This is a genomic window from Bifidobacterium sp. ESL1133 (assembly GCF_058107325.1).
This window is the reverse complement of the sequence record NZ_JBYLUI010000005.1, coordinates 136,057-161,816: the sequence shown is the minus strand read 5'-3', so window position 1 is coordinate 161,816 and position 25,760 is coordinate 136,057. Positions and strand designations below refer to the sequence as shown.

The following is a 25,760-nucleotide window of genomic DNA, read 5'->3' as shown; positions in this document are numbered from 1 at the left end:
CCGATTACGGCCTGATGACCGGTGAACGCATCCAGCCGGTGGAACTGGGACAGGAGATGAAAGACTCCTACCTGGCCTACTCGCTCTCCGTCATCGTGGAACGCGCCCTGCCGGACGTGCGCGACGGCATGAAGCCGGTGCACCGCCGCGTGATCTACGCGATGTACGACGGTGGATATCGCCCCGACCGCGGCTACAACAAGTGCTCGCGCGTGGTGGGCGACGTGATGGGTAAGTACCATCCGCACGGCGACTCCGCCATTTATGACACGCTGGTGCGTATGGCCCAGTCGTGGTCGATGCGTTACCTGCTGGTGGACGGCCAAGGTAACTTCGGCTCCCCTGGCGATGACCCGGCTGCGGCCATGCGTTACACCGAGTGCCGTATGGATCCGCTGGCCATGGAGATGGTGCGAGACATCGACAAGGATACCGTCGATTTCGTGCCGAACTACGATGGCAAGACGCAGGAGCCCACCGTGCTCCCTGCCCGCTTCCCGAACCTGCTGGTCAACGGTTCCTCCGGCATCGCCGTTGGTATGGCCACGAACATTCCCCCGCACAACATGCGCGAGGTGTCCGACGGCGTTCACTGGGCGCTGGACCACCCCGAAGCAACCAAAGAAGAGCTGCTGGAGGCGCTGATCGAGCGCATCAAGGGGCCGGACTTCCCCACTGGCGCCACGATTCTCGGCCATAAGGGCATCGAGCAGGCTTACCGCACCGGTCGCGGCCTGATCACCATGCGCGCCGTGGTCAACACCGAGGAGATCAAGGGCCGCATGTGCCTGGTGGTCACCGAGCTGCCGTACCAGGTCAACCCCGACCGCCTCGCCGCATCTATCCGCGAGTCGGTGCGCGACGGCAAGATCCAGGGCATCGCCGACATGCGCGACGAAACCTCCGGCCGTACCGGTCAGCGTCTTGTGCTTGTTCTCAAGCGCGACGCCGTGCCCAAGGTCGTGCTCAACAACCTGTACAAGCACACGCAGCTGCAGCAGACCTTCGGCGCCAACATGCTCGCGTTGGTCGACAATGTGCCGCGCACGCTGTCTCTGGACGCGTTCGTCAGCCACTGGGTTGATCATCAGCTCGAGGTCGTCGACCGGCGCACCCGCTACCTGAAGCGAGAAGCGGAAGAGCGCGACCACATCCTGCAGGGTTACCTGAAGGCGTTGGACATGATCGACGAGGTCATCGCCCTGATTCGTTCTTCCAAGGACGTGGAAACGGCACGTACCGGCCTGAAGGATTTGCTGGACGTTGACGATGTGCAGGCCGACGCCATTCTGGCCATGCAGCTGCGTCGTCTGGCCGCTCTGGAACGTCAGAAGATTGTGGACGAGCACGACGAGCTGATGCGCAAGATTGCCGATTACAACGACATCCTCGGCAGCCCGGAGCGCGAACGCCAGATTGTGGGCAGCGAGCTCGACGAAATTGTCTCCAAGTATGGTGACGAACGCCGCACGCGCATCCTGCCGTTCTCCGGCGAGATGAGCGATGAGGACCTGATTGCTGACGAGAATGTGGTGGTCACAGTGACACACTCCGGCTTTGCCAAGCGCACCAAGGCCGACGAGTACCGCGCCCAGCACCGCGGCGGCAAAGGCATCAAGGGTGCCAAGCTGCGCGAGGACGATGTGGTGGATCACTTCTTCTCCACATCGACGCACAACTGGATTCTCTTCTTTACCAACCGCGGCCGCGTGTTCCGGCTCAAGGCCTACGAGCTTCCGGAGGGCTCGCGCGATTCCAAGGGACAGCATGTGGCGAACCTGCTGCAGCTGGCACCCGACGAGGCGATTCAGACCGTGCTGACCATTCCGAACTACGAGGTGGCCAAGTATTTGGTGCTGGCCACCAAGTCCGGCAAGGTCAAGAAGACTCCGCTTGAACAGTACGATTCCTCGCGCCAGGGTGGCCTCATCGCCGTGCGCCTGATGGAAGATCCGGAAACGGGTGAGCCGGCCGATGAGCTGGTGGGCGCGCAGCTGTGCAACGCCGAGGATGACATCATTCTCGTTTCCCGCAACGGCATGAGCTTGAAGTTCCAGGCCAACGACGAGCAGCTGCGACCGATGGGCCGTCAGACCGCCGGCGTGCAGGGCATGAAGTTCCGTGAAGGCGACGAACTGCTGGCCATGGACGTGGTTCGCACCGACATGGAAGAGGAACTCGACCTGCTGGTGGTGACCAACGAGGGCTATGCCAAGCGTACCCGCATCAGCGAGTACCGTTTGCAGGGGCGCAATGGCTTTGGTATCAAGGCGTTGCAGCTTGCCGAAGGCCGTGGCTCTCTGGTGGGTGCGCTCATGGTGACGGACACCGACCAGGTGATGGCCATCATGAAGTCCGGCAAGGTGATTCGTTCCAATGTGGCAGAAGTCAAGCTCACCGGCCGCAATACGCAGGGGGTGACGCTGGCGAAGCCCGACAAGAACGATGAGATTCTCTCCATTGCCCGCAACGCCGAATCCGAGGATGAGGAGTCTGCGCAGGCGGAAGGCGAATCCCAAGCCACGGGTACCGCTGAGCAGGCAGCAGGCGCAGAGACAAGCGATGCTGCGAGCAGTGCTCAGGGAGCCTCCGGTAACGCCAGCGAGAGCGGAAACGAGTAGATCGGCGACTCGCCGGTGACTTTAGGTCGGCGATCAGCATCGTCCGGAACAGTGCGTGGGCGAGGTCTATGACCCGCTCCCGCACTGCTTATAGCCCCAAGGGTATCGTCTCGAAAGACTGGTACCCTTGGGGCTTAGATATTGGTAGGACTCACGGCGAACTGTGGGCGTTCAAGGAGCGACAATGAGCATTAAGCGTAGCGAAAGCAAGTCGAAGCAGGATGCGAAGGACTCGAAGAGTCCGCAAGCTTCCAGCGCGACAACGCCTCGCACCGCCGTGAAGTCTTCTGAACAGCCGTCGGTAAAGACGAAATCGCAGCGAGGTGGAGAGCCTGAACTTTCCGTGCCTGAACTGTTTGATTCGTCCAATGGCGAGCAAGAGTCCTTCCCTGCGAACGCACAGGGGAATGCGGGATCTTCTCCTCGTGCGCCGCGTACGGCTTCCAATATGTCTAATCAGGCGGGTGGTCATGGCGAGCGGCAGGGCTTCGGCGGCACAGCGAAGGCCAAGCGTCGCGTTCCCCGTGCCCGCCGTATGAGTCTTTCGTTGACGCACGTCGACCCGTGGTCGGTGGCCAAGGTGGCATTCCTGCTTTCTGTGGCAGCCGGCATCATCCAAATCGTCGCGGTCGGCCTGATCTGGGCGCTGTTGAACGTGGTGGGTGTGTTTGACCAAGTCACACAGCTGGTCTCTTCCGCAGGTCTGGATGCCGGCGGGTTCAATCTGAGCAGCATCTTCTCTCTGGGTACGGTGCTGAGCACGGTCACTATACTTTCCATCGTTGAGGTTATTTTGGCTACGTTGCTGGCAGTAATCATCGCTGCGCTGTACAACGTGGTTTCTCAGCTGGTGGGCGGCATGCACGTCACGCTGGGCGACGACTGAGTTGCCGCAGACGGTAGCGTAACCCGTTATGTTCGCATATCTGGGCGCATTCAGTTCTTCTTTCACGCTCGCGGTGGCTATTTGGCCGCTGCTGTCGGCCTTACTCACGCTGCCGATTCTGGCTGTGATGTACAACCGCTACCACCGGTTGCGGGCCGCATCGGTTATTACTGCCTATGTGTGCGTGCTGTACGCGCTCGGGCTGGTCACGTTCACGCTCTACCCCATGCCCGACAACCCTGCGCAATACTGCCAGACACACTCGCACAGCCCACAGCTCAACGTTATGCAGTTCGCAGACGACCTGCGTTTCGGCGGCACCAGTGCCATGCTGCAACTTGTGTTCAACGTGGCGTTGTTCGTGCCCCTTGGCTTTGCGCTCAAACGGTGGGCCAGGTGGCGTGCGGTGCTGGTGGTTCCCGTCGGTCTTGCAGTGTCCGCACTGATCGAGACATCGCAGCTTACCGGGGTGTGGGGTATCTACCCGTGCGCCTACCGCCAGTTCGATGTGGACGATCTGCTTACCAATACGATTGGTGCGGCCTTGGGCTGCTTCATTGCATGGATGTACGGCTTGCTGGATCCGGTGAAAACCCTTGACAATCCAGACGAAATCAACACCAATCCTGCGCTGCTGCACCGCTGCGTCACTCTCGTCATCGATTTGGTATTTGTGTGGGTGTTCAACGTGGCGCTCGCGTTGGGGTTCATTTTCGTATTCCAGAAAACCGCTACACCGCTTCCGAACGGGGAGTTTCTGTTCCTGGGCTTCAATCTGGGGTCGAATGTTTCCGAGGTAGCGGCGAGAATGACTTCGGTGATTGCGTTTGCGGTGTTCGAACTATGCGTGCCGGCGGCGAAGCATGGGCAGACGCTCGGCGGCATGTTCACGCACATGACCGTTGAGACGGTGCCGCGCAGCAGTGGCCGAAGGGCTGCATTCTATCTGGCACGTACTGTGCTGCTGTTCTTGGCGACCCAGCTCTACCCCACCGGCTGGAACAAATTCGGGCTGCTTGTGGCGATTGTGCTGGCCGTGTTCTACGTGGTAGCGCGCCGCATGCCCTACGACTTGATATGAACGTGAGATGCTGTTCAAGCCAGTGATGCGTCGGCTGATATCGGCGGCAGGCTCGCTTGTTTGCGGTATTGGATTACGGTATCCAGCGGAATCCTTGCATGATGAGGGCAACCTGTTCGGCTTGCGGTGAGGGCACGGAGTGTTGCATAGTCCATTTCTTCACCACTCCGGTAAGTTCGGACAGCATTTGAGATAGCTCTTCTGCGGTCAACTGCAAGATGAAATCGTTGCTGGCGCCCGCATCCACCCACTCCTGCGGCAGTTGCGGCAATGCGTCCAGATAGCGTTCGTAGGTTTGCTCGTATGATAGTGCCGCCGAACGTCTAAAGAGGTCCGTCGCTTCGTCGTTCGCATTGTCGTCGCTCGCTGACTCCACAAGTACCGCTGGCTGGCTTGCTTTCCACCAGCTTTTCCTCTTGTCGTTGTTGGGGTCGCGCATTTTTTCGACGAGACCAACCTGGGCAAGCTGGGCAAGATGATAGCTGATTGCACCAGGTGCCTCGCCAAGGTAGTCGCTGATGGTGCCGACGGTTTGTGCGCCGTTGATGCGCAGCACTCCGAGAATCCGCATTCTCAGTGGATTGGCCATGACTTTAAGGGTCTGGCCGTTTGAAATTCGCTGAATTTCAACGCTCTGTGTCGTGGATGGTTCTGTGGGCATGGTGTAGTTCCTTTCAAAGTGTAATAGTACAACAAATTTTGTGAAATAAATTTGTGAAATAAATTTGCGCAAAATATTTTTTCGTGATACGCTCTACTTAGCCCACAAAAGAAAGGGCTTATTGTTACAACGAAAGAAGGACACAATGGAAAACGAAATGAAGAAGTTTGCAAACGATATTGATGAGAAGTCTGTCATTACTGGCTCGGAACCTGATGGTGACTTCAAAATCGTTTGATTTTCTGTGAGTCTGTTTATGTGCTGCCGATTCTATGTTATGAATTGGCAGCACATGCATTAGATGTGGAGGGATAGGATGGCTTTACTTATCGATGATGCTTATCGGCAAGTTTTCGTTCATAGGAATGAAGATTTTCAGTCGAATATGTATGATAACGGTCTTGCTCGTCCAATGACTGATGTTTATTCGAACTGTGCTGTGGTATTTACCTATTCTGGAGACATTGAAATTTCCAAGCTTTCCTTTGATATGGCTAAAGCAGGTTTGAGACTTGTTCGCATTGACTCTGACTTCCCTGAAAAGATGGGTATTGACGGCATAGATGAGCAAGGACGAATTATTAAAGGGCATGAGATTTTAAGACCCAGAGTTTTTTGGGATAGACACTCTTTTATTAAAAAAGCTACGTCGCTAGAAAACCAAGTATTAATGGAATACTGCTCTGCACAGATGGAGTCATTGAAAACTATTCTCAGTGAGACAAGTGAGTATTTATTAAATGGCAAACTTACTGTAGAAAGTCTACCTATGCAATTGACAAGTGCCAGAAGATCTGGTTTTGATATTCCTGATACTATTATCACTAATAATCCAAGACGGGCTCTTTCAATGTTTGGAGATGGGACGGAGAAAGTTGTTGTAAAAGCTTTGGGGTTGCATTGGGTTAGAGAATCATCAGACAGTTTTATTGGCGATTTTCCGAGAGTATTGGATGCTGATTCGTTGAAACGCGCACAGATTGAAGAAGTGCCCACAATGTTTCAAAAATTTGTCCCGCATGACAGTGAAATACGTGTTTATGTGGTTGAGCGTAAGATTATTTCCTATAGTGTACGTGGGAAAGATTCAGCTGCGCAAATTTGGGAAAAGCCTAGTAGTGTAAAGATTCAGCCTTGCTCACTTCCTAAGGATATCATCGAGAAGATTAAACAACTGCAGCGAATTATGAAATTTGACTATGGTGCCATAGATTTACTCAAAAATGGTGATTCTTATACCTTTCTCGAAATAAACCTCGATGGTGACTGGAACTATTTTGAACGGCACTGCAATGATGCGAGGGTAAGAGAAGCCATGTTTTCGTTATTTGCTGAAAGAATGAGCTGATGGTAAGTCACAACACAAAGCGTACGCAGGCTGAGTCTGGCCTGCAGACTGAATCTAGTGCGAGAGACGAGTCGCTTTGGCGGAATCGGGAATATGCGTCCTGGTTCACTGCCGACACTGCCTCTGCCGTTGGGGCGGCAATGAAGACCTTGGCCCTATCGTTGCTTGGTTATGCGGTATCCGGGTCGCTGACAGCGGCCGGATGGCTGGGCACGCTTTCGCTTATTGCCCAGCAAGGCATGAATATATTTGGCGGAACATACGTAGATCGTCACAGCAAGAAAAATCTGATCATCATCAATGCGACAGTGGGTTTCATGTTGTGGGGAGCGGTCGCATTGTTGAGTTTCTTAGGTCGGCTTTCCTTCATTACCCTGGTTGTCATATCGGTGGTCGCATCCGCGATCAACGGCTTCCTGGGAAGCGCCACCGACGCCATGCTCCGTTCTATCATCAACATTCGGGATTACCCGAAAGCTAGAAGCGTGAACGAGGGAAGGGACTCAACTATCAACATGGTAAGCGGTCCGCTCAGTGGGTTTTTCTATGCGCTGCTTCCACTGCTCCCCTTCCTTATGTCCTCGCTGATGTACGCGGTTTCCGGTGTTGCTGCGGCGAAATTGCATCCGCTGAGTCAGGCAAGGGGAGGTGAGGAAGGAGCGGCGATCGGGAAATCCTTCATGAGTGACTTCTGGGACGGGTGGAAATGGTTTGCGCACCGCAAAACAGTGCTCCTATCTGTTGGTGCTGCTAGTCTGTCCAATTTCGGTATTAACGGTATTCAATATGCTATACAGCTCAATCTCACAGGAATGAAGGTAAATTCCACGTATATCGGGATGGTTAATGCAGGGATTTCGATTGGGATGTTTGTAGGCTCGCTGATTGCGAACAGAATCAGTGGCAATGCGCATGTCGGGCATGCTGTTTGCCTTTCGTTTGTGTTCATCTGCCTTGTGCTGATTCCAATGATTATGTCAGATAATCGCACGATTCTCATTGTCTGCAATGCGCTTATCGGCGTTCCGGTTCCCATTATCAATTCGCTGCTGCTGGGCTTCATTTTTGCCAAAGCTCCGAAACGTATGCAAGGAAGGGTCACCGTCGCGCTTAGTGCCCCGTCGCAGATATTGTCGGCGTTTTGCAGTGCCATAGCGGGAACCTTGCTTCCTGTCGTTGGCTTCCGCGGAACCATGACGACATTTTCCGCAGCGTTCTTCCTGGGTGCGGTTTTGATTCTTGCGGCACCTTCGATTCGCCAGATACCGAGTGCCGCGCACTGGGAGGATGCTGATTTATCGTGACTGGGATGCGGTGTGTCTGCGAACCGACATCTGCAGCATGAAGAAGCAAATCTCATATACTGAGACAGTGGTGTGAAAAGTTGTGGTTGAGGAATGGCTGAATACCGCGGTTTTCCTAGCGGTTACCTCATCTGTGAAAGAAAGTCAAGTCTATCTTTTGATTACTTTCTCCTTTACGCTGTCTGAGTATATGGTGAGCTCGCTTCGCATGGCCAGTGATGGCGGAGCTCACGATGAGAGAGGTGAGGGAGACATATGCTAGGGCGGAAGGGTAATGGACGAGATTGCACGGCTCACGTGTGGTCCCGTGTTGCAGTGCTGCTGTGCTCGCTGCTGGTGGTGGCGGGTTCTCTTGCCGCTGGTGCGATTGTTGCCCCGGCCGGTGCCATTGCTGCCCCCGCTTCTGCGCAGCCCCTTGCAGTGTCCGCCGCTTCTGCGGCTATCCAAGCCGATAGTTCCTCTCCTTCCACCGGCTCCAAGTCTGCGAATCAATCCTTCCCCACTGATTACGACTCGTGGGAGGCTGTTTCGTCAGCGGTCGCACAACAGCTGAATCAGGCCGTGACTTCCTATCAGTCCGGAGACATGAGTTCTGCCAGCTCGGCGGTGAGTTCCGCCTTCAACGTGGCCTATATCTCCAGCAACATGATTTCCGGGGTCAGCTCGGAGCTCGGAGCCGACCGCCAGCAGCAACAATCTGCGGCATTCCAATCCATCCAGCAGCTCACGTACTCTTCCGGGCACGAGAATGACCTGCAAACGCAGGTGAGCGCGCTCGAGCAAGACCTCAACGCTGCCGCTCAGACTCTGGATGGTAACGCTGCCATAGGGAGCCCGCGCGAGTATGCCAAAGCACGCAAGAAGCAGACCACAACCGAGCGTAAGCGTTTGCAAAGCGAGAAGAAAACCAAGTTCACCGGCAAAGGCGAGCGGACCTGGTCGCAGGTGGCCGAAGAGATGGGCGGCATCCTCGACGACGCAGTGAAAGCCACCAAGAACGGTGACGGTCGCGCCGGTTCCGACAAGGTAAACGAGGCTTACTACCAGTATTACGAAAAGCTGGGCTTTGAAAAGAACGTCATGAATGCCATCAGCGGCAGCCGCGTTTCCTTGGTGGAAAGCCGATTCAAGGAATGCCGCAAGGCCATGGTCGGCGGAGACAGCATACAGAGCGTCACCAAAGAGGTGAACGGTTTGAAGTCCATGCTGGTCGAAGACGCTCAGAAGCTTGACGGCGGTGCCGAAGACCAAGTGAACGGTTTCACCAAGTTCATCACCAGTTCGGTGGGTCAAGCGTTCATTATCCTCATACGTGAGGGCTTGGAAGCGCTACTCGTGGTGGCCGCGATTGTGGCTTATTTGGTCAAGTCTGGCAATAAGCAGTTGGTCAGGTGGATTTATGTTGGCGTAGTGGCTGGTTTGGCCGGTTCGGGCATCATGGCGGCGCTGTTCGGCGTGCTGTTCAGAGGCAACGGGCCCCAGCAGGAGATCATGGAAGGCGTGGTGGCGCTCATCGCCATGGTGATGCTGCTCTACACCAGCAATTGGATGCTCTCCAAATCGAGTGTCGATAAGTGGAACGCTTATATCAAGACCAAAACCGAGCGTACGGTGCGCAGCGTCAACGCTTCCGAGAAGCTGACTGCAGGCGGTATGTTCTCCTTGGCCATGCTCAGCTTCCTGGCGGTGTTCCGTGAGGGTGCCGAAACGGTGATGTTCTATGAGAGCATCTACTCTATGACTCAGGATTCCCAGGGCATGTGGATTGGTGGCATAGCTGCGGCCGTGGTACTTGTCATCGTCTTTGTCATCTTCCGACTCACTTCCGTGCGCATCCCCATCCGTCCCTTCTTCATCATCACGTCAGTGCTTATGGCGCTGCTGGTGGTGGTATTCGCCGGTGGCGGTGTGCATGCGCTCATCGAAGGCAACCTCATCGCCGGCACGTATCTTGACGGTGTGCCCACCAGCGATTGGCTCGGCTTCTACCCCTACGCCGAAACCCTTGTGGCTCAAGGCGTGGCGTTGGTGGTCGTCGTGGCGCTCTACGTGGTGTTCGGTATCAAGGAGCATCGCGCCCATAAGATTTCCGGAAAACAAACCCCCCAACCACATCGGTAAAGGAGCAATACACATCATGACCAACAGCAAACTCACCGGCGCGCTTGCCGCGCTGACGACGGGCCTGCTCGCACTGTCCCTCTCGGCTTGCGGTGGAACCGACAGCAAGAGTGAAGACAAGGCAGCCTCCTCGCAGTCCCAGGCCGACAAAAAAGATGACGGCAAGAAGGACGATAAGAAGAAGGATGATGGCGGTGCCAAGTTCGAGGAGATTCCGATCGGTGACGATCAGGAAATCTTCCCGCTCAACATCGGAGCCGTTTATTTCCAGCCGGTTGATATGTACCCCGAAGGCATGGGTCTTTCCGCAGCCGAGTCGAACCTCCACCTCGAGGCCGACATCCATGCGCTCAAGGACAACAAGCTGGGCTACGGTGCGGGCGAGTTCATTCCCAAGCTCACGGTGAAGTACAAGATTCAGGACAAGAACGACGCGAGCAACGTGCAAGAGGGCACGTTCATGGAAATGAACGCGGACGACGGCCCGCACTACGGCGCGAACATCAAGCTCGACAAGGCCGGCCAGTACAAGCTCACCTTCACTATTCTCAGCCCGCAGACCAACGGTTGGACGCTGCACGTGGATCCCGACACTGGTGTGAAGGGCCGCTTCTGGACGGAGCCCATCGAGGCGAACTTCGATTGGGACTACACTGTTCACCAGTGGTAAATGCATCAGTGGTAAATGATTGAGGTGTGCGGTCTTTGGGGCCGCGCACCAGCGGGTGTTGGATGTTCTCTCCGTTCTGCGGGAATGTCCGATATGCTGCACGGCGTTGCTGACGGTCTTGCCGCTGACTGCGCTGAACGGTGACCGGAACGTATGTAGATTGCATATCGTTTGGTTGCTGGAGATGAGGCTTTTGCTGTTGTTTCACGTGAAACAACAGCAAAAGCCAAAGTCGTAATATAGGGGTGCTGCAGCCGTACGGGCTGCTTGGACGATGAACTATGACGGGAGGGTTGATGCTGGGTCAATTTGTGCAGGCTCTGCCGGGCATGCTTGCGCCGGCGCTACTGGTAATGACCATGAGTGTGCTGCTCACCGTAGGCGAGGGGCGTGATAGGCCTATGAGCAGGCATTGGCGACTTGCTGGCCTGATGATGGGACTTGGCAGCGCCATCGTGTTCACCGTGCTGCGTACGTTGGTCATCGTCACCCGCCGTTCTGGTGTCAACCTGCCGGTATTGGTGGTATGCGTGGTTACTGACGTGCTGATGGTCGTCATTGCTCTGCGCGCGCGCAGCATCACCGATCAATGGCATGAACACCCGGTTCGGCTCCATATTGCCAATGCCGTTTCGGCTGTCGGCATCGCGTTCACCACGTTCTTTGCGCTGCAGGACGTGATCATGCAGCTCACCAGTTTCGTGGAGGAAGGCAAATCCCCCTTTACATCCGACATGTTGCTGCGCGTACTGGGCTTTGTGCTGGGTATCGGCGTGGCTGTGGTGGCCGCTGCCATCTTCAGAACCATGCGTACCACGGCGGTGCAAGGCTCTTTCATGGTCGCCTGTGTGGCGTTACTGCTGATACTGTTGGTGCGCCATCTCACCCAGCTGTTCTCGTTGCTCATGTCGATGATGATTTTCATGCTGCACGGTACGGCTTTCCGGTTACTTATCGTGGCTGCAAACAACGATATGATTATGGTCATCGCACAGTGTGCGGTGTTTATCATCCCTGCGCTCGCCTCACTGGTGGCCGGGTTCCGGCAGAAGCCTGAAGGGCCAAACCCCGCTGTGCGACGCGAGCATATCGCCTTCAAACGCCGGGCGTTGGCTGCTGGAGCTTGGAGTTTGGCTGCCATCATCGGTGTGAGCGTAGCGCTTACGGTAGGAGTGGCCCAAGTACACAAAGAGCCTACGCTCTCCCCTCCGGAGCCATACTCGCTGCAGGGTGACGTGGCCACTATACCGTTCTCGCATGTGGAAGACGGGCACCTTCACCGCTTTGCCTACACTGCCAAAGACGGCACCAAGATGCGGTTCATTATCATCAAGAAAAATGGCGGTGCGTACGGTGTGGGACTCGATGCCTGCGAGACGTGCGGTGACGCTGGATATTACGAGAAGAACGGCAGGATTATCTGCAAACGATGCGACGTGACCATGAATGTGGCCACCATCGGTTTCAAGGGCGGGTGCAACCCCATTCCGTTCCCCTACACCGCCGGTCATGGTTCCATCACCATCCACACCGGGGACTTGGACGCGCTCTCGTCGCATTTCCAACATTGACAAGCCTGCGTGACGGGTACACGGTAGATAAGTAACAGAAAGGAACGGTCATTATGTTCATGCTGCGCATGATTTTCCGATCATTCAGCCGCCAGTTCAAACGACGGCTGCTGATCGCGGTGACCGTATGCCTGTCTGCGACGGTGGCGGTCTCCATGCTGGGCATCGTGTTTGATGTGGGCGACAAAGTGAACGCCGAACTTTCCACCTACGGGTCGAATATCGTGGTGCAGCCCAAGGATGCCGCTGTGGTCTCCGACTTGTACGGAGGGCAAGATGGTGACGGTGGCTCTTCAGGAGGCAATGACACCTCGCAGAGCGATCCCACGTCATTCCTTAAGGAATCCGATGTTCCGAAAATCAAAACGACATTCTGGGCATTCAACATCACTGGTTTTGCCCCGCAGCTCAACGTGCATGCGTCACTGAGCGACAGTACGGGCGGTAACGCCGATGAGTTGGGTCAGTCCGGTTCCAGCGTGCCGTTGGTAGGTACATGGTTCAACAAAAAACTCCACCTACCTAGCGGCGAATCCACCACGGCAGGGGTGCAAAGCATGCGCTCATGGTGGAAGATAGACGGCGAATGGGCCAAGGACGGCAAAGCGCAGGCCATGGCAGGAAAAACGCTCGCCAAGGAACATCACCTGAATGTGGGCAGTACGGTGACGCTGACCAAGACCACGGCCAGTGGCAAACACACCAGCCAGAACGTGACCATCACCGGCATTTATGACTCGGGAGACAGCGACGACGGCAGCCTCTACCTACCCTCAAATCTGGTGCAACGCCTGGCCGACCTGCCTGATGCAGCCGATAAAATCGAAGTAAAAGCGCTCACCACCCCCGAGAACGATTTGGCGCGCAAAGCTGCAAAGAATCCAGCCGGTCTGACTCCGGAAGAGTGGGAAACCTGGTATTGCACCGCCTACCCCTCCTCCATCGCCTACCAGATCGAAGAAGCCATCCCCGGTGTGGTAGCCAAGCAAGTACGCCAAGTAGCGGCGCTGCAAAGCGACGTGCTGCGCAAAACCCAAGCCGTGATGATACTGATGACCGTGTTGAGCCTGTTCGCGGCCGCCGTGGCCGTGGCGAACCTTATGGCCTCTTCCATCAACGAACGTAGCGCCGAGCTGGCCCTGCTGAAAGCCGTGGGCGCCACCGACGGCGCGGTTTCCAGACTCATGCTCACCGAAACGGCGGTGATCGCGCTCGCCGGAGCCATTGTGGGCGCAGGTCTTGGCTCCGCACTGGCACAAGTGGTGGGGCACGTGGTCTTTGGCTCAGGCATCACGATGCGGCCTATGGTGTTCGTGCTGGTGTTTGTGTTGCTGGCCGTCACCATACTGATTGCCTCATTCTCGGCAATTCGCTCGATTCTGCACGTACGCCCCGCGGAGGTGCTTCATGGCCGCTGATCCGAAACTGACACGCACACACCGCGAACCTGCAGGTTCTGGGGATGCAAACGCGGCATCTCGCCCTTACGGCACCTCTAATCGGCGTATGTTTGCCACCATGCTTTTTGGTGCGGTGTTTCGCCGGCGCTCGCGCGCCGTTATGGCCGTGATTGCTGCGGCCATCGGTGCAGCCACGTTGTTCTGCCTAACGGCAGTGTGCTTGGTGGTGCCGCAGCGCATGACCGAAGAAATGCGCGCGTACGGAGCCAACCTCATCGTCACACCATCGTCAAGTACGGCTGCGGGCGATGTGGGTGCTTCTGGTACGGCCAAAGGTGGCAGCAGCGAGCCCCAGCAATCTCAGCAATCGCCAGGCCTGAGCGATACGCAGATTACAGCGCTTACCAAGCGCATCACCGCGGTGGCTCCAGCTCCGCACGCCGCATACCGCTACGAAACCATGCGCATCAACTCAACGCCATACACCATCGCCGGCATCGACCCGGCTGCTGTGCGCACACTCAATCACCACTGGGATGTTGAAGGGCATTGGCCATCTGCGGGCAACATCATGGTGGGGCAAGATCTGGCATCGACTCTCGGCCTGCAAGCCGGGTCATTCGTCACCATGACGTTCAAAACCGGAGAAGCGCCGAAAACCGGTGCCGGCACATGGAGCAAACCGCAGGAGAACAAAATCGAGTTCCGCGTCGGCGGCATCGTAAGCACCGGCGGCAACGAGGATGACATTGTCTACGCAGTGGCGGCTGACGTGGCGAAGCTTACCGGCACAGCACGCGGTGCAGACGTCGTCGAGTACTCGTCGAGCGCCTCGGATGCGCAGCTGGCCAGCCTGGTCACGTCGCTCAACAAAGACTCCTCATTGGGCGCCCAAGCCAAGCAGACCACCAAAATCACCTCGTCAAACGCACGCATCGTCACCATGCTGCGCACCCTGTTCTGGATTGTCTCGCTGGTGGTATTGGTGCTCACGCTCGTGGGAGTGGGCACCACCATCTCCTCCATCGTCTCCCAACGACGCAACGAAATCGGCCTGCGCAAAGCGCTTGGTGCCTCAACGTTGGGCATCGGTGCTGAATTCTACGCCGAATCGGCGCTCTACGGCTTGTTCGGCGGTGCGATCGGTACCGCTGTGGGATATGTGTTCGCCCGGGTGCTCAGCGTTTCCATCTTTAATTATGCGCTCGCGTTCAGCTGGGTGTTGGGCGTCGGTTCGGTAGTGTTCACCATGGTGGTGGCCGTGTTGGCATCGATTCCGCCCGTGCGTCGAGCTACAACCATCGACCCGGCCGTCGTGCTCAGGGAGGAATGATCATGAGGACCATGCCTGCGGTATGTGCCGCGTTTGTCTCAACATCACGATTGCCGTCGGGTCAATCGTTCCAACGATTTAATTCGTCCCAACTATCGTATTTGTCCCTTCTATCCTGCGATGCCAAGGAGTAACTCATGCTGCTGGAACTGGACCATATTTCGAAGATATACGGCGACCTGCACGCTGTGGACGACTTGAGTCTCACTGTGCCGCAAGGTCAGTGGCTCTCCATAGTGGGGTCGTCCGGCTCGGGCAAGACCACGTTGATGAACATCATCGGCTGCATGGATACACCGTCCAAGGGATCTGTGGAGCTTGAAGGGCGACGGCTTGAGGACCTGAACGCCCGGCAGCTGGCCGGAGTGCGTAAGAATGTAATCGGCCTGGTGTTCCAGAAGTTCTATTTGGTGCCGCACCTGACGGCAGTGGAGAACGTGATGGTTTCGCAGTATTACCATTCGGTGGTGGATGAGGCTGAGGCGTTGGAAGCGCTTGACCATGTGGGGCTTAAGGACCGTGCCAAGCATTTGCCGAGCGAGCTTTCCGGCGGCGAGCAGCAGAGAGTGTGCATTGCCCGCGCGCTGATCAACCATCCAAAGCTGGTGCTGGCCGACGAGCCCACCGGCAACTTGGATGAGAAGAACGAGAACATTGTGCTTGATCTGTTCCGGGAGCTGCATGCTCAAGGCACCACCATCATCGTGGTCACGCACGATGCGCTGGTGGCCTCTTGCGCCCAACGTGAGATCATGCTCAATCATGGCGTTTTGGTTGGAGAACAGTGGAATGACGAGGAAGCTCGTGCTGCCTACGAGGCTGCTGGCGGTCGCCCCGCATTCACCGGTTCCGCCGCAGACGGTGCCCAGCGCGAAGGCCAGTCCATTGCTTTTGCCGACCCCACCAAGCAGGCCAAAATCAGCGAGTGATGGGCAGTACGCGTTAATAGTGGTCGTGTGCTTGAATGATTCTTAATTCATCGTCCACAACGAGGTAAATCAGCCGGTTCCGTACGTCAATGCGTCGCGACCAAGCCCCTTCCAACTCCCACTTCAGGGATTCCGGTTTGGCGATACCGCTGTAGGGATGTCTCAAGGTATCACGGATGATGGTATTGAGCCTCTTGAGGACTTTGCTATCATGCTGCTGCCAGTACTGATAGTCTTCCCAAGCTCGTTCTGTCCAAGATAGAATCACGAGTCCTCCTCTGGGTCGATGAGGGCGTGCTGATAAACTTTGCCGTCGCGAGCATCTTGTAGTCCGTTAAGGACTTTGTTGTAGAGCTTGGGGTTCTGCATAACATAAATGGTTTCCATAATGGAGTCGTACTCGTCGGTGCTCATCACAATGACGTTGTCGTTCGGGTCTTTATTGGTGACGAGCAGTGTGTCGCATTCGTCGTTAACTTTGCGCATATAGGATTTCAAATCCTTCCTGAAGTTGCTATACGAAACAGTCATAGGCATGATGATCTCCTTGGTTGTATGTACGAGAAATTGTATCATGCTCGGCGTGTCGTCTCTACTTCCTTGTTTCTTTGTTGTGTTGTAGTGGGTTGTGTACGGCCTACTATGACATGGATTTGTGAGGTGGGAAAACAGAATCGATCATTGTGGACGAATGCTTGCCGTTATTGTCAGAATGTGGATAACCGTGTCGCGCTTGGCTTCCTTCAAAGCTGTGAGAGTCATACCGCAGTTATGACTCTCATAATGATCGTGTGTATCGTGGAGTCGTGCCCTTCGGTTGGAATTGAGGGAGAGGGTTTAGCGGTAAGAATGGAAGCGTAAGGCGGCAGCGATGGCGGACAACGGGGCGATTGGTCTGGCTTTGGTGGACGATCAAGAGTTGGTGCGGTTGGGGTTGTCTGCCATCGTGGCGGCTGAAGACGATTGCAGTGTGGTCATCAGCTCGGCTCATCCTAACGATGCCCTGCAGGACGACAGACTTGACGACGTTGACGTGGCACTGGTTGATGCGCGCATGCCCGAGATGAGTGGCGCTGAATTTATCGCACGGCTTGCGCAGACGCATCCGGATATCAGTTGCATCATGCTCACGGCGTTCGACGAGGACGCCAGCCTGCTTGACTGTATTCAGGCCGGTGGGCGCGGGCATCTGCTCAAGGACGCGTCTGGCGACGACATCGTTGCGGCTATTCGCACCGTGGCTGGCGGTGGCATGGCGTTCGGCGCCAGCGAGATGGAGCGCATGGCCGGCTTGCTGGCACAGAGGCAGCGGCGTGAGCAGTCGGGCGTACTGAACTCCTCTCACGGGGAACCCGCGGAAACTCAAATTGCAGCAGTGCATCCTGCCGCAATAGAGGCCGCAGAGTCGGCAGAAAGAACAGCGGCGCCATCCCGCAGTGAGCGGCAGCGTGTGCTCGCACAGCTCAGCGAAGAGGATCGGCGCATTGCCGACATGGCGGCGCAGGGGGTCACCAATCGTGAGATAGCGCAGCGACTGTTCATGTCGGTCGGCACGGTACGCAACCATTTGAGTGCCGTCTTTGCCAAAGTTGGTGTGCGTAATCGCACGGAATTAGCGGTGCTGCTCCATGGGTGACAGACAAGCAATGCGGGCTTCACGCACATTCCTCCCCTACTCAGCCGCCATGTTTGTCATTGCGCTGGGCATCACCGTGCTCATGTCGGCGTATGGATCCCCCGTACTCATGTTCGGGTGGTTGTTTGTAACTCTGCTGTTGTGGGGCTTGTACCGGCTGGTGCCCGACCGCCGTGCAGGCCTGCTGTTTGGCATAGTGCTCATCATTGTTGCTGCGGCACAAATTGTCTTTAACCGAGACGGACAGATATACACGCTGCTTGTGGTCAGCGTTGACGTGCTGTTTGCCAGCTCCGAGAAGTGCGAGCTAGCGGTTGTCGGCTGTGAACTCGTAGGGTTTGCCGCATTCCGATTACTGTCGTACCCGCGGCTCGATTATGGAGCTGCGCTGTATACTCTGCTGATTCCGGCTTTAGTGGCCGCGTTGCTGCTGCTGTATTCGCATTCGATTCGGCAGCTGCTGCGCCAAAATGCGCGTTTGGAACGGCAAACCGTTGTGATCGAAAGTTTGGCGTTAGCCCGCGAACGCGCCCGGATGGCCAGTGAGATGCACGATTCCATAGGGCAGTCATTTTCTGCCGTTCACTTGCAAGCGGAGGCTGTGCAACGCCGTGTGCCAGCCGAGGACGAGGCGCTGCGTGTGTCCATTGACAGTATCCTCCAGATTTCCCACGACGGACTCACACAAGTGCGGCAGCAGGCCCGCGCGCTCAACCCTGCGGCGTTCGGAGAAGAGCTGACCAATGGGTCAATCCAAGCGCTAGCGGACTCATTTCATTCCACAGAACTTGACGTACAAGCGGTAGTGGTTGGTGACGTGGCTCAGCTGCCGGGAGTAGAGAAAACGGTGCTGTACCGCTCGCTGCAAGAGTTGCTGACCAATGTGGTGCGCCACGCCAAAGCAACTCGAGCGGTCGTTGAGATTCGAGTGAATGCCTACACCGTGTCGTTGCGCGTGAGCGATGATGGAAGCGGCATGCCGGCAAACCATACCGGGTTCGGCCTGAGTTCTCTGCGCTCGCGTATCACCGCAATAGGTGGCAGCATGCATATTGCGCCACATGGCAGCCTTAGTGGTGCCCAAGTCGACATCATCTACCCCATCGAACATGACGAGGACTTTACTGAGTGCGCTGAGTGAGTGACAATCGTCTGCCGGCAGTGACATTTGCCTGCTGCGCTCCCGTTCCATACTTTGTAGGCTCGCAGTGTAAGGCGATTACACCGGGTGACGTTCGAACGTTGCTGAGTAATGGCCTTGCGAACGCTGGTACTGGGCGTGATGCCCACGCACGATTGGTGGGCTTATGCAATATGTTAGTTTGGTCAATTCGCTATGGCGTGACAAACGTGCGCTCCAAGCCGTCAATGTTATGGCCAATGCGGTGGCGATGGTCTTGGTGTTCACCATCGCTGAGGTGATGCTGGCGCAGAGTGCCGAGGGTGATTCCTCCAGTCCGGCAGGGATCATGATCATCTGCCTGGTGTGCGCGATGGCAGTTACCAAAATCGTTGCTGACCACGCTTTTACCGCACAGTGGAAGCCGCTGATGCGTTTGCGTTTGACTGGCGCCTCGCCTCTCAAGCTCATGGTCGGTGTCGTTGCGGTGCAGCTCAAGCTTTCCGTGTATTCCGCGGTGGTTGGCAGCGTGTGCGGTGTACTGCTCGTCTCCCCGATCAATCTGATATATCGCGGTATAGATATGCATATTCCTGCGTTCCGCTTGAGTGTTGCGTTGCCTGCCGCAGGCATCACTGTGCTGGCATCCGCGTTCTGTACAAGTGTGGGCGCTGCCCTGTCGTCATGGCGCATCGTCAGCGCTGTACCCGACCTGACAGTAGGGAAAGTGACCGCTGTACGGCATCGTCGCCCATGGTTCACCGGGCTGTTGGCCGTTGCTTTGGTGGTGGGCACTGGCTTTGCGGCAGTAAGCGACTACAGTTCCTCGAATATAGCGTTAGGTTTTCTGCTGTGCTTTGTGTGGGGATGGTTGCTGGTGCGCGGTGCTGGATTCGTGCTGAAACAGGCTTCGGCGCGAGTGGCCTCATTGACCAACAACAATGTGCTGCTCCTGGCCTTCCGCAATCTCGAAACAGCCACATCTACGGCTCTATTCACCTTGGCAGCCATAGCCTCTGTGCTGCTCGGCACGGTGTACAGCGTGTACGGGTATACCGACGCAGATGCCCGAGCTTCGCTCTCCACGGTGATGGGCAGTGACACATCTGTAGTCAGTGGCGCTACGTTGCGCGGTGCCGACTTTACGCAAGCGGTACAGCGCAGCGACTCTAACGCGCTGATACTGTCCGAAACCACCGCCGTTTCCAAGTGGGCAGCACAGACCGGTTGTGCGCAGCAAATACAGCAGTATGGAGTTGCCAACAATGCTCGCACCGTGTCCAGCGGTCATATCTCCACGCTCATTCCGCGTGATACCGTTGTGCAAGGCTCCCTGGAAGCGACCGGCGGAGTGGTGGCGCTTGCGCAAGATGTCAACGATGACGGTGATGCCATCGCGCTCGGCGACATGATATGTGTGGCTGTCGGTGACGGCACTCGCGAGCTGCCAGTTGTTGCCATCGCGAAACTGCCGGCTGCTCTTGGGGAGTATTTCGTGCTCGACCGGGCAGCGGTGGCATCACCGAATTCCAACGCGCTCGCGTTGATTTCCAACAAGTCGGCTCGTGCCCTCCCTGCAGCCGATTTTAACGTTGAGTCCGCTTCCGAATGGATCCGTCATCTGGCTCCCGGGAAGGCTGCGTCGGTGAACGGGGGCAACGGGTTGAGTGAGGCTGCACCCATCGTGTACCCAGTGTTGGCTATCTGCTTGATTGGCGCGGTATCGGTGGTGTTCGACCTGATAGCCGAACGCAAAAAAGAAGCATTAGCGGCACGGCTCATCGTCTTTGGTGCATGGCGGTACGCCGCAGCGGGTGCTCTGTACGTTTTGGTGCACATGCTTTCGGCATCCCTGCTGGGAACGTGCGGATCGGTACTCGTCATGAACCTATGCCTACGTTCCGAATCGCAGGTGTTCTATGGTGGCATCTCAAGCTTCGTTCCCACCCCGCAAATCATCGGTTTGCTGCTCATGGTCTGCGCCGTAGGCCTGCTCGCGCTGGTGGTGCATGGCTTGTCTTACCGCAAGAGTCTGCCGAACGCTTAAGTATCCCCGTCCCCAAACGCAATCTGCAATACTACGAAAGGTTTGAACATGCTTCCCCAAACAACGGCACACGCCACGCTCAATACCCGCAATCGCTGCGCTGACGACGGTGAAACCAAGCGTCAGTGTGAACCAGTGCTGTCTGCCTCAGATCTCGAATTCTCCTACCGATCCAAGCAAGCCAACGGCTCCGGTATCAACCAAATAGGACCGCTGAACATCACACTGCGCGAGGGAGAAACGACTGCGCTGATTGGCCCCTCTGGGTGTGGAAAATCCACTACACTGCGCCTGCTGGCAGGAATTTTAAAACCCAGTAACGGGCATGTCTCTTACCGCGGCAAGCATCTCGACAAGCTTCGGGAGACGCAACTTGCCGCTCTACGGCGGTCGGAATTTGCATTCATTTTTCAAGACTACATGCTCATCGACAGTCTGAGCGTTGCCGAAAATGTCGCGCTTCCGCTCAGGCTGGCGAAACAGCAATATCGTGATGCTGAAGTACGCCGTGCGCTCGCCTCCGTCAACCTCAGCCCAGACCTTGCCGGTGCGTCGGTCACAGAGCTTTCTGGAGGTCAGCAGCAGCGCGTGGCCATCGCTCGCGCGCTCATGATGAGAGCTGATGTGCTGTTCGCCGATGAACCGACCGGCAATCTTGATCCCCAGGCTCGAGAAGATATCCTCGCCGCACTTGCCAACGCCATGCAAGGTGGTTTGAAGACGTGCCTTCTGGTGACTCATGACCCGCAGGTCGCCGCTACAGCTGACCGCATTCTGTTGATGAAACAAGGGAACGTGGTAAACGAGTTTTCCGCGCTTGCCGCTGGGCAGATTGAGCGTCTGCTGCTGAAGGACGGGGCTTTGGAAGAGGGCATGTGAACAGTTGGTTAGGGGTGGCGGTGCCCTGCTTGGGGCCGGAAGGAAGACCGGTCGTACTGCGTAAGGCAGGATGGTGTTGTGGGCGTGTGTAGTTGCTCCAGCGGGCAGCAGTTGCACCGGCATGAACGGCAATACAATATATTCAATATTTAATTGTATATGTTCTCGTTATGCAAGAATTGGTAGATTGCTCAGGTAGAATGGAGGGAAGAGCAAGCTGAGCGGCCAAGGAGGGGGCATGCTGAAGGGATTCAGGGAGTTTATCTCACGCGGGAACATGATTGACATGGCAGTTGGTGTGGTCATGGGCTCCGCGGTCACCGCTGTGGTCAACGCCATCGTCAAAGACCTGATCAACCCGCTGATTGCCATGATTTTCGGCAAGCCGAACATGGACAACCTGCTCAACTTCACCTTCAACAATGCCACCATCTCGTTCGGCGGGATTCTCAGCGCTCTGCTCAACTTCTTACTCATCGCTGCTGCAGTGTACTTCGTCATCGTCGTACCCATCAACAAAGTTCGCGATATGTCTAAGGCGCTGGCCGAAAAAATGGGTATCGCCAGTGAGGACGAAGAAGCTGAGGAGAAGAAGCAGTCTGAAGCCAACGCGGAGATGATTGAGCTGTTGCAGGGAATCTCCGGTGAGCTGCGGGCGCTCAACGGCAAGACAGACGATGATGTTAGTAAAGCTGACCGTGCGGTTGGCGCACGTGATGAGTCAGGTATGCGTTTCGCTGCGTCTTCAGGTGCCTACCAAGGCCCCGGTGGCGGCGCGCGAGAGGGGACGCGTCCGTAAGGGCGCACTGAAGGGGAAAGAGGCGAGTCATGTTCGATCGCAACGATGTACCAGTGGCAATCGGCAACACCAGCCCCGGCACGGTGCACAAAAACGGTGTGCTGGCATCCAAAGCGGCGGTGTTTCCCGAGGTTACCCTTTCGCACATGACCCTCGGCCCTACCGCGATGTGCTGGAAACGAGAACGTTCCACCGCTGGCATGGCCACACTCACCTTTTTGCTGCAAGGTTCGCTGCACGTGGAATCATCCGAAGGTATCGTGGTGACGCGGGAGCCCGGGGTGTACTTGCTGCCGCCTGGTGAGGGTGTGGTCACCTACCGAACTTCCGGTACAGTCAACGAACTTGTTGGCGTGAGCATGTCGCAACGTCTTTTTTCGTCGGCGGTGTCGATGGAGCAGCTTGCACCGAACGCTGACCAGCGGTACAACAAGATTGACACAGCGGCACTGCGCCCGCTGCTCTCGTTCGTGATAACTATGTGCAACTTGCATGAGCCGAACGGTGAGACTGCCGAAGTGCTGGCTGATGTGGTGGATGAGGCGGCGCGAGCGTTGCTGGTCCTGTGCTTTGAGCAGGATACGAGCCGTATACCGCTGATTCTGCGTGTCAGGGAATACGTGGCCACCCACTTCTCCGACCCGGAACTGAGCGTGTCCGATGTGGCGGAGTATGAAGGCGTTTCCACTCGTACATTGCAGCTTGAACTGCAGGAACATCATACGAATTTCACCACGTTGGTGCGCAATGTTCGTGCACACGCTGCTCAAAAGCTGGAGGCTCGGCAACCAGGGCTCACACTTAACGAGGTGAGTGCGCTGTGCGGGTTCGGTTCTGTTTCGTCTTTGCGCCGCGCGCTCAAATTGTTGGAGGACGACGGTGCCGATGTGAGCGGTAACGGTGACGAGTAGAGCGGCTTTCGTGGAGGTATCCCCGTATAGAGATGTTCAGACTTCGGCCAACTTTGTGGAATGTGAACGTGTTGCCGGTGTGCGGTAACGCCATAACCGCTATAATATTGCTGGGTTTTCAACGGCTGTCGAGAGAGAGTGTGAGTCGGTGAACGGTTTTTGGCGTAGAAGTAACCATGAACACAACATTGAGGGGGCCGGCAAAGTTTCCGGCATGCATGCCATGAAACGCGCGTTTGTGGCGTTGCTGGCGGTGGCGGTGCTGTTGCCGGCGGCTGTGGTCATTGCACCCGAGCAGGCGCAGGCCGATGAGCCGCAGAGTGCGAAAAGCGTGCTGAACACGCTGCCGGTCAAAGGGCGCGCACCCAAAACCGGGTATTCCCGCTCCGAATTCGGCAAGGCTTGGGCGGATGTGGACAAGAACGGTTGCGACACCCGCAACGACGTGTTAAAGCGCGACTTGACGAAGAAGAAGTTCAAAGCCGGCACCAACGACTGCAAGGTGATGTCAGGCAACCTCGCCGATCCGTACACCGGCAAGAAGATTCACTTCAAGCAAGGCAAGAAGACGTCCAGCAAAGTGCAGATTGACCATGTGGTGGCGCTTTCCAATGCATGGCAGACCGGCGCACAGGCACTTTCCGCCGAGCAACGTCAGCAGCTGGCCAACGATCCGTACAATCTCCTGGCTGTTGACGGCCCGTCGAACCAGAAGAAAAAGGATGGGGACGCAGCCACTTGGCTTCCCAAAAACAAGAAGTATCGTTGCGATTATGTATCGCGGCAGATCGGCGTGAAGCACAAGTATGGTCTTTGGGTCACCGCTGCTGAGAAAAAAGCGATGAACAAGACCCTCAAGGCCTGCCCCGCCCATAAAGTGGCACAGGATAATGGGCCCTTTGCCGAGGGCGATGGAGCCGGCAAGATTGACTCCGATGCAGCGTCTGCTGGGCAGAACAACGATGCGAACTCGGCTGGCGGCGCTCCCGTCGAACCGAATGTGAACACAGAACCCAGCAACGCCGGTGAAGCGCCGCAACATACGCGCCCATCATCTCCGGCTCCTGCCCCGCAGCCGGCTCCCGCACCAGTGCCACAGGCTCCCGCGCCGCAAGCGCCCGCTCCTGCTCCTGCCCCGGCACCCCAGCCTGCACCGGACACCAATGTGTACTACCAAAACTGCACGGCTGTACGTGCTGCCGGCAAAGCTCCGCTGTACGCCGGACAGCCCGGCTACCGCTCCGCCCTCGACCGTGACCACGACGGCATCGCCTGCGAGTAAACGTTATTGCTCAGGCCAGCGGGTTTATTTAAATCGATAGACCAGTTGACTGGACGAAGGTGCGATAATCGTTGCAATTCCGCCAAAAGTTTATTTAATTTGGTAGAACTTTTGGCTGCGTCAGGGCTAGTCACCAATCTGTGGGTAGCCCATGGGTCACCTTGTAGTAGTCAGAGAAAATGTTGGCGTTACGCGCCCGCTTTTCGGCTTCAATGGTAATTTCCTCGAGTTCTGCTTTACACTGCACTAGCAGTTCAGCATTGATTTGTTCGATTGATTTGTATTGCTTCTGTTCAGTCATCTCATCGGTCCTTCGTGTGCAGTGTTATTGTCACGGGCGGATAGATCTTGTGTAAACGCATTCACATGTATTGTTTCATAGTATCGTGTTTTGTCTGAGCTTGCCACTTGCTTATGGTGAAGTGTATTCCCGTATAGGGTTTGGACGGCGTGGTCAGGTGTGTCAACGATTCTTCGTTGCTATTGATGAATTCAAGGAATTCATAGTGCAGAACAGGGTACACAATATCGTCAAGAATGAGGTCACTCCTGATGTATGTGCAAATCTGCTCAAGCTTGTTGAATAGATTGCCGACGTTTGCCTTCAGTTGAGCTTGCTGTTTGAGGGTTCTATCGACGGTATGAGAAATAGAAGAGACGGTGAAAGAAGGATTCTCTCGCTTGTTAGTAGTGATGATTTGTGATCGCTTCTTTGTGTATTCGATTTTCATGCGTTGCCTGTAGCTGGGAATTTGCGGAGCAAATGAATCGGTGAAGATATTGATGACTTCTATAGAGTTATGCATCAGCTGAATCTGCTCGGCCTTATCAGTGTCGCGCACGGCCTTGCGGTAGGTGAATACTGCGACGATAATACCGATAACGCCTGCGATGGAAGCGATTTCCGATGCTAAATCAAGTAGCTGTACCAGTGTGGGGTAAGTATCTTCCATGTGTCCTCCATTCCGGATAAATAAGCAATTATGATATATGCAGATAAGCGTATTGGATTTGATGGTGCAGGGAGATGATTGTTAGCGTATGTGGTCGAATGCTCGGAGTTATCCACATTTCGGGCGTGTCGTTATGAGACATATGACTGCCGCGTTTATTTAAATTGCCAGACCGGATGACTGGACGAAGGTGCGATAATCGTTGAAA

General features: G+C 56.0%; 22 protein-coding genes and 1 pseudogene. 18 read left to right on the top strand and 5 right to left on the bottom strand.

What is annotated here, in order from left to right:
• The first annotated feature begins 14 nt into the window (after positions 1 to 14).
• From gyrA to AC3B5A_RS06460, 3 genes are all read left to right on the top strand, one after another.
• Complete coding sequence (gene gyrA, locus AC3B5A_RS06470; protein WP_489799867.1) at positions 15 to 2,621, top strand: DNA gyrase subunit A; 2,607 nt, start codon at positions 15 to 17, stop codon at positions 2,619 to 2,621.
• Between the two features lie 343 nt (positions 2,622 to 2,964).
• Positions 2,965 to 3,507 (top strand): DUF3566 domain-containing protein, encoded by a 543-nt coding sequence (locus tag AC3B5A_RS06465; protein WP_489760667.1) that lies wholly within the window; start codon positions 2,965 to 2,967, stop codon positions 3,505 to 3,507.
• Between the two features lie 28 nt (positions 3,508 to 3,535).
• Positions 3,536 to 4,588, top strand: a complete 1,053-nt coding sequence (locus AC3B5A_RS06460) for a VanZ family protein (RefSeq protein WP_489760657.1) — start codon at positions 3,536 to 3,538, stop codon at positions 4,586 to 4,588.
• 73 nt (positions 4,589 to 4,661) lie between these two features.
• Here the strand turns inward: AC3B5A_RS06460 and AC3B5A_RS06455 are convergent, their stop codons facing one another.
• Positions 4,662 to 5,321: an ArsR/SmtB family transcription factor gene (locus AC3B5A_RS06455; RefSeq protein WP_489760656.1), complete on the bottom strand. Its 660-nt coding sequence runs from the start codon at positions 5,319 to 5,321 to the stop codon at positions 4,662 to 4,664.
• Between the two features lie 244 nt (positions 5,322 to 5,565).
• Between AC3B5A_RS06455 and AC3B5A_RS06450 the strand changes: the two genes are divergently transcribed.
• The 8 genes from AC3B5A_RS06450 to AC3B5A_RS06415 all read left to right on the top strand — a co-directional run bounded on the left by AC3B5A_RS06450 (position 5,566) and on the right by AC3B5A_RS06415 (position 15,925).
• Positions 5,566 to 6,597 (top strand): ATP-grasp domain-containing protein, encoded by a 1,032-nt coding sequence (locus AC3B5A_RS06450; protein ID WP_489760655.1) that lies wholly within the window; start codon positions 5,566 to 5,568, stop codon positions 6,595 to 6,597.
• Positions 6,598 to 6,737: 140 nt separating this feature from the next.
• Positions 6,738 to 7,901: an MFS transporter gene (locus tag AC3B5A_RS06445; protein WP_489760654.1), complete on the top strand. Its 1,164-nt coding sequence runs from the start codon at positions 6,738 to 6,740 to the stop codon at positions 7,899 to 7,901.
• A 255-nt stretch (positions 7,902 to 8,156) separates the two neighbouring features.
• The gene (locus AC3B5A_RS06440; RefSeq protein ID WP_489799758.1) at positions 8,157 to 10,022 is read left to right on the top strand and encodes an FTR1 family iron permease; all 1,866 of its coding nucleotides are present in this window, start codon (positions 8,157 to 8,159) and stop codon (positions 10,020 to 10,022) included.
• A 16-nt stretch (positions 10,023 to 10,038) separates the two neighbouring features.
• A complete protein-coding gene (locus tag AC3B5A_RS06435) occupies positions 10,039 to 10,692 on the top strand; it encodes an iron transporter (protein ID WP_489760653.1) in 654 nt (217 codons plus the stop codon).
• Positions 10,693 to 10,988: 296 nt separating this feature from the next.
• Positions 10,989 to 12,263, top strand: a complete 1,275-nt coding sequence (locus AC3B5A_RS06430) for a Fe-S-containing protein (protein WP_489760665.1) — start codon at positions 10,989 to 10,991, stop codon at positions 12,261 to 12,263.
• A 53-nt stretch (positions 12,264 to 12,316) separates the two neighbouring features.
• A complete protein-coding gene (locus AC3B5A_RS06425) occupies positions 12,317 to 13,681 on the top strand; it encodes an ABC transporter permease (RefSeq protein ID WP_489760652.1) in 1,365 nt (454 codons plus the stop codon).
• 88 nt (positions 13,682 to 13,769) lie between these two features.
• Positions 13,770 to 14,996, top strand: coding sequence for an ABC transporter permease (locus tag AC3B5A_RS06420; protein WP_489799865.1), 1,227 nt, complete (start codon positions 13,770 to 13,772; stop codon positions 14,994 to 14,996).
• A gap of 137 nt (positions 14,997 to 15,133) precedes the next feature.
• Positions 15,134 to 15,925 carry an ABC transporter ATP-binding protein gene (locus tag AC3B5A_RS06415; RefSeq protein ID WP_489799756.1) on the top strand — a complete coding sequence of 264 codons (792 nt, stop codon included), beginning with the start codon at positions 15,134 to 15,136 and terminating at the stop codon, positions 15,923 to 15,925.
• 13 nt (positions 15,926 to 15,938) lie between these two features.
• On the opposite strand, the gene AC3B5A_RS06410 is transcribed toward AC3B5A_RS06415, so the two are convergent.
• Positions 15,939 to 16,193, bottom strand: a complete 255-nt coding sequence (locus AC3B5A_RS06410) for a Txe/YoeB family addiction module toxin (protein ID WP_489799754.1) — start codon at positions 16,191 to 16,193, stop codon at positions 15,939 to 15,941.
• Entirely contained in the window at positions 16,190 to 16,456 is a 267-nt protein-coding gene (locus AC3B5A_RS06405) for a type II toxin-antitoxin system Phd/YefM family antitoxin (protein ID WP_489799752.1), read from the bottom strand. Before AC3B5A_RS06405 ends, AC3B5A_RS06410 begins: the two co-directional genes overlap by 4 nt.
• Positions 16,457 to 16,796: 340 nt before the next feature.
• Between AC3B5A_RS06405 and AC3B5A_RS06400 the strand changes: the two genes are divergently transcribed.
• From AC3B5A_RS06400 to AC3B5A_RS06370, 7 genes and pseudogenes are all read left to right on the top strand, one after another.
• A complete protein-coding gene (locus AC3B5A_RS06400; protein ID WP_489799750.1) occupies positions 16,797 to 17,561 on the top strand; it encodes a response regulator in 765 nt (254 codons plus the stop codon).
• Positions 17,554 to 18,702: a sensor histidine kinase gene (locus AC3B5A_RS06395; RefSeq protein ID WP_489799748.1), complete on the top strand. Its 1,149-nt coding sequence runs from the start codon at positions 17,554 to 17,556 to the stop codon at positions 18,700 to 18,702. Before AC3B5A_RS06400 ends, AC3B5A_RS06395 begins: the two co-directional genes overlap by 8 nt.
• Positions 18,703 to 18,868: 166 nt before the next feature.
• On the top strand, positions 18,869 to 20,728 hold the full coding sequence (locus tag AC3B5A_RS06390) for a hypothetical protein (protein WP_489799746.1): 1,860 nt from the start codon (positions 18,869 to 18,871) through the stop codon (positions 20,726 to 20,728).
• 48 nt (positions 20,729 to 20,776) lie between these two features.
• Positions 20,777 to 21,607, top strand: coding sequence for an ABC transporter ATP-binding protein (locus AC3B5A_RS06385; protein ID WP_489799744.1), 831 nt, complete (start codon positions 20,777 to 20,779; stop codon positions 21,605 to 21,607).
• Positions 21,608 to 21,845: 238 nt separating this feature from the next.
• A pseudogene (gene mscL, locus AC3B5A_RS06380) lies at positions 21,846 to 22,259 on the top strand (large conductance mechanosensitive channel protein MscL); the annotation flags it as partial.
• Positions 22,260 to 22,435: 176 nt separating this feature from the next.
• Positions 22,436 to 23,317 carry a helix-turn-helix domain-containing protein gene (locus AC3B5A_RS06375; RefSeq protein ID WP_489799742.1) on the top strand — a complete coding sequence of 294 codons (882 nt, stop codon included), beginning with the start codon at positions 22,436 to 22,438 and terminating at the stop codon, positions 23,315 to 23,317.
• A 223-nt stretch (positions 23,318 to 23,540) separates the two neighbouring features.
• Positions 23,541 to 24,599, top strand: a complete 1,059-nt coding sequence (locus AC3B5A_RS06370) for a GmrSD restriction endonuclease domain-containing protein (protein WP_489799863.1) — start codon at positions 23,541 to 23,543, stop codon at positions 24,597 to 24,599.
• 130 nt (positions 24,600 to 24,729) lie between these two features.
• Here the strand turns inward: AC3B5A_RS06370 and AC3B5A_RS06365 are convergent, their stop codons facing one another.
• Positions 24,730 to 24,900: a hypothetical protein gene (locus tag AC3B5A_RS06365; protein WP_489799740.1), complete on the bottom strand. Its 171-nt coding sequence runs from the start codon at positions 24,898 to 24,900 to the stop codon at positions 24,730 to 24,732.
• Positions 24,901 to 24,961: 61 nt separating this feature from the next.
• Complete coding sequence (locus AC3B5A_RS06360; protein WP_489799738.1) at positions 24,962 to 25,552, bottom strand: hypothetical protein; 591 nt, start codon at positions 25,550 to 25,552, stop codon at positions 24,962 to 24,964.
• Positions 25,553 to 25,760 lie beyond the last annotated feature (208 nt).

What these genes read in the sequence shown, in the direction of transcription:
- gyrA (WP_489799867.1), top strand. Translation starts at nt 15, where the DNA reads ATGACCGGTGAACGCATCCAGCCGGTGGAACTGGGACAGGAGATGAAA.
- AC3B5A_RS06460 (WP_489760657.1), top strand. Translation starts at nt 3,536, where the DNA reads ATGTTCGCATATCTGGGCGCATTCAGTTCTTCTTTCACGCTCGCGGTG.
- AC3B5A_RS06450 (WP_489760655.1), top strand. Translation starts at nt 5,566, where the DNA reads ATGGCTTTACTTATCGATGATGCTTATCGGCAAGTTTTCGTTCATAGG.
- AC3B5A_RS06445 (WP_489760654.1), top strand. Translation starts at nt 6,738, where the DNA reads ATGAAGACCTTGGCCCTATCGTTGCTTGGTTATGCGGTATCCGGGTCG.
- AC3B5A_RS06440 (WP_489799758.1), top strand. Translation starts at nt 8,157, where the DNA reads ATGCTAGGGCGGAAGGGTAATGGACGAGATTGCACGGCTCACGTGTGG.
- AC3B5A_RS06435 (WP_489760653.1), top strand. Translation starts at nt 10,039, where the DNA reads ATGACCAACAGCAAACTCACCGGCGCGCTTGCCGCGCTGACGACGGGC.
- AC3B5A_RS06430 (WP_489760665.1), top strand. Translation starts at nt 10,989, where the DNA reads ATGCTGGGTCAATTTGTGCAGGCTCTGCCGGGCATGCTTGCGCCGGCG.
- AC3B5A_RS06425 (WP_489760652.1), top strand. Translation starts at nt 12,317, where the DNA reads ATGTTCATGCTGCGCATGATTTTCCGATCATTCAGCCGCCAGTTCAAA.
- AC3B5A_RS06420 (WP_489799865.1), top strand. Translation starts at nt 13,770, where the DNA reads ATGTTTGCCACCATGCTTTTTGGTGCGGTGTTTCGCCGGCGCTCGCGC.
- AC3B5A_RS06415 (WP_489799756.1), top strand. Translation starts at nt 15,134, where the DNA reads ATGCTGCTGGAACTGGACCATATTTCGAAGATATACGGCGACCTGCAC.
- AC3B5A_RS06405 (WP_489799752.1), bottom strand. Translation starts at nt 16,456, where the DNA reads ATGACTGTTTCGTATAGCAACTTCAGGAAGGATTTGAAATCCTATATG.
- AC3B5A_RS06400 (WP_489799750.1), top strand. Translation starts at nt 16,797, where the DNA reads ATGGCGGACAACGGGGCGATTGGTCTGGCTTTGGTGGACGATCAAGAG.
- AC3B5A_RS06395 (WP_489799748.1), top strand. Translation starts at nt 17,554, where the DNA reads ATGGGTGACAGACAAGCAATGCGGGCTTCACGCACATTCCTCCCCTAC.
- AC3B5A_RS06390 (WP_489799746.1), top strand. Translation starts at nt 18,869, where the DNA reads ATGCAATATGTTAGTTTGGTCAATTCGCTATGGCGTGACAAACGTGCG.
- AC3B5A_RS06385 (WP_489799744.1), top strand. Translation starts at nt 20,777, where the DNA reads ATGCTTCCCCAAACAACGGCACACGCCACGCTCAATACCCGCAATCGC.
- AC3B5A_RS06375 (WP_489799742.1), top strand. Translation starts at nt 22,436, where the DNA reads ATGTTCGATCGCAACGATGTACCAGTGGCAATCGGCAACACCAGCCCC.
- AC3B5A_RS06370 (WP_489799863.1), top strand. Translation starts at nt 23,541, where the DNA reads ATGAAACGCGCGTTTGTGGCGTTGCTGGCGGTGGCGGTGCTGTTGCCG.
- AC3B5A_RS06365 (WP_489799740.1), bottom strand. Translation starts at nt 24,900, where the DNA reads ATGACTGAACAGAAGCAATACAAATCAATCGAACAAATCAATGCTGAA.
- AC3B5A_RS06360 (WP_489799738.1), bottom strand. Translation starts at nt 25,552, where the DNA reads ATGGAAGATACTTACCCCACACTGGTACAGCTACTTGATTTAGCATCG.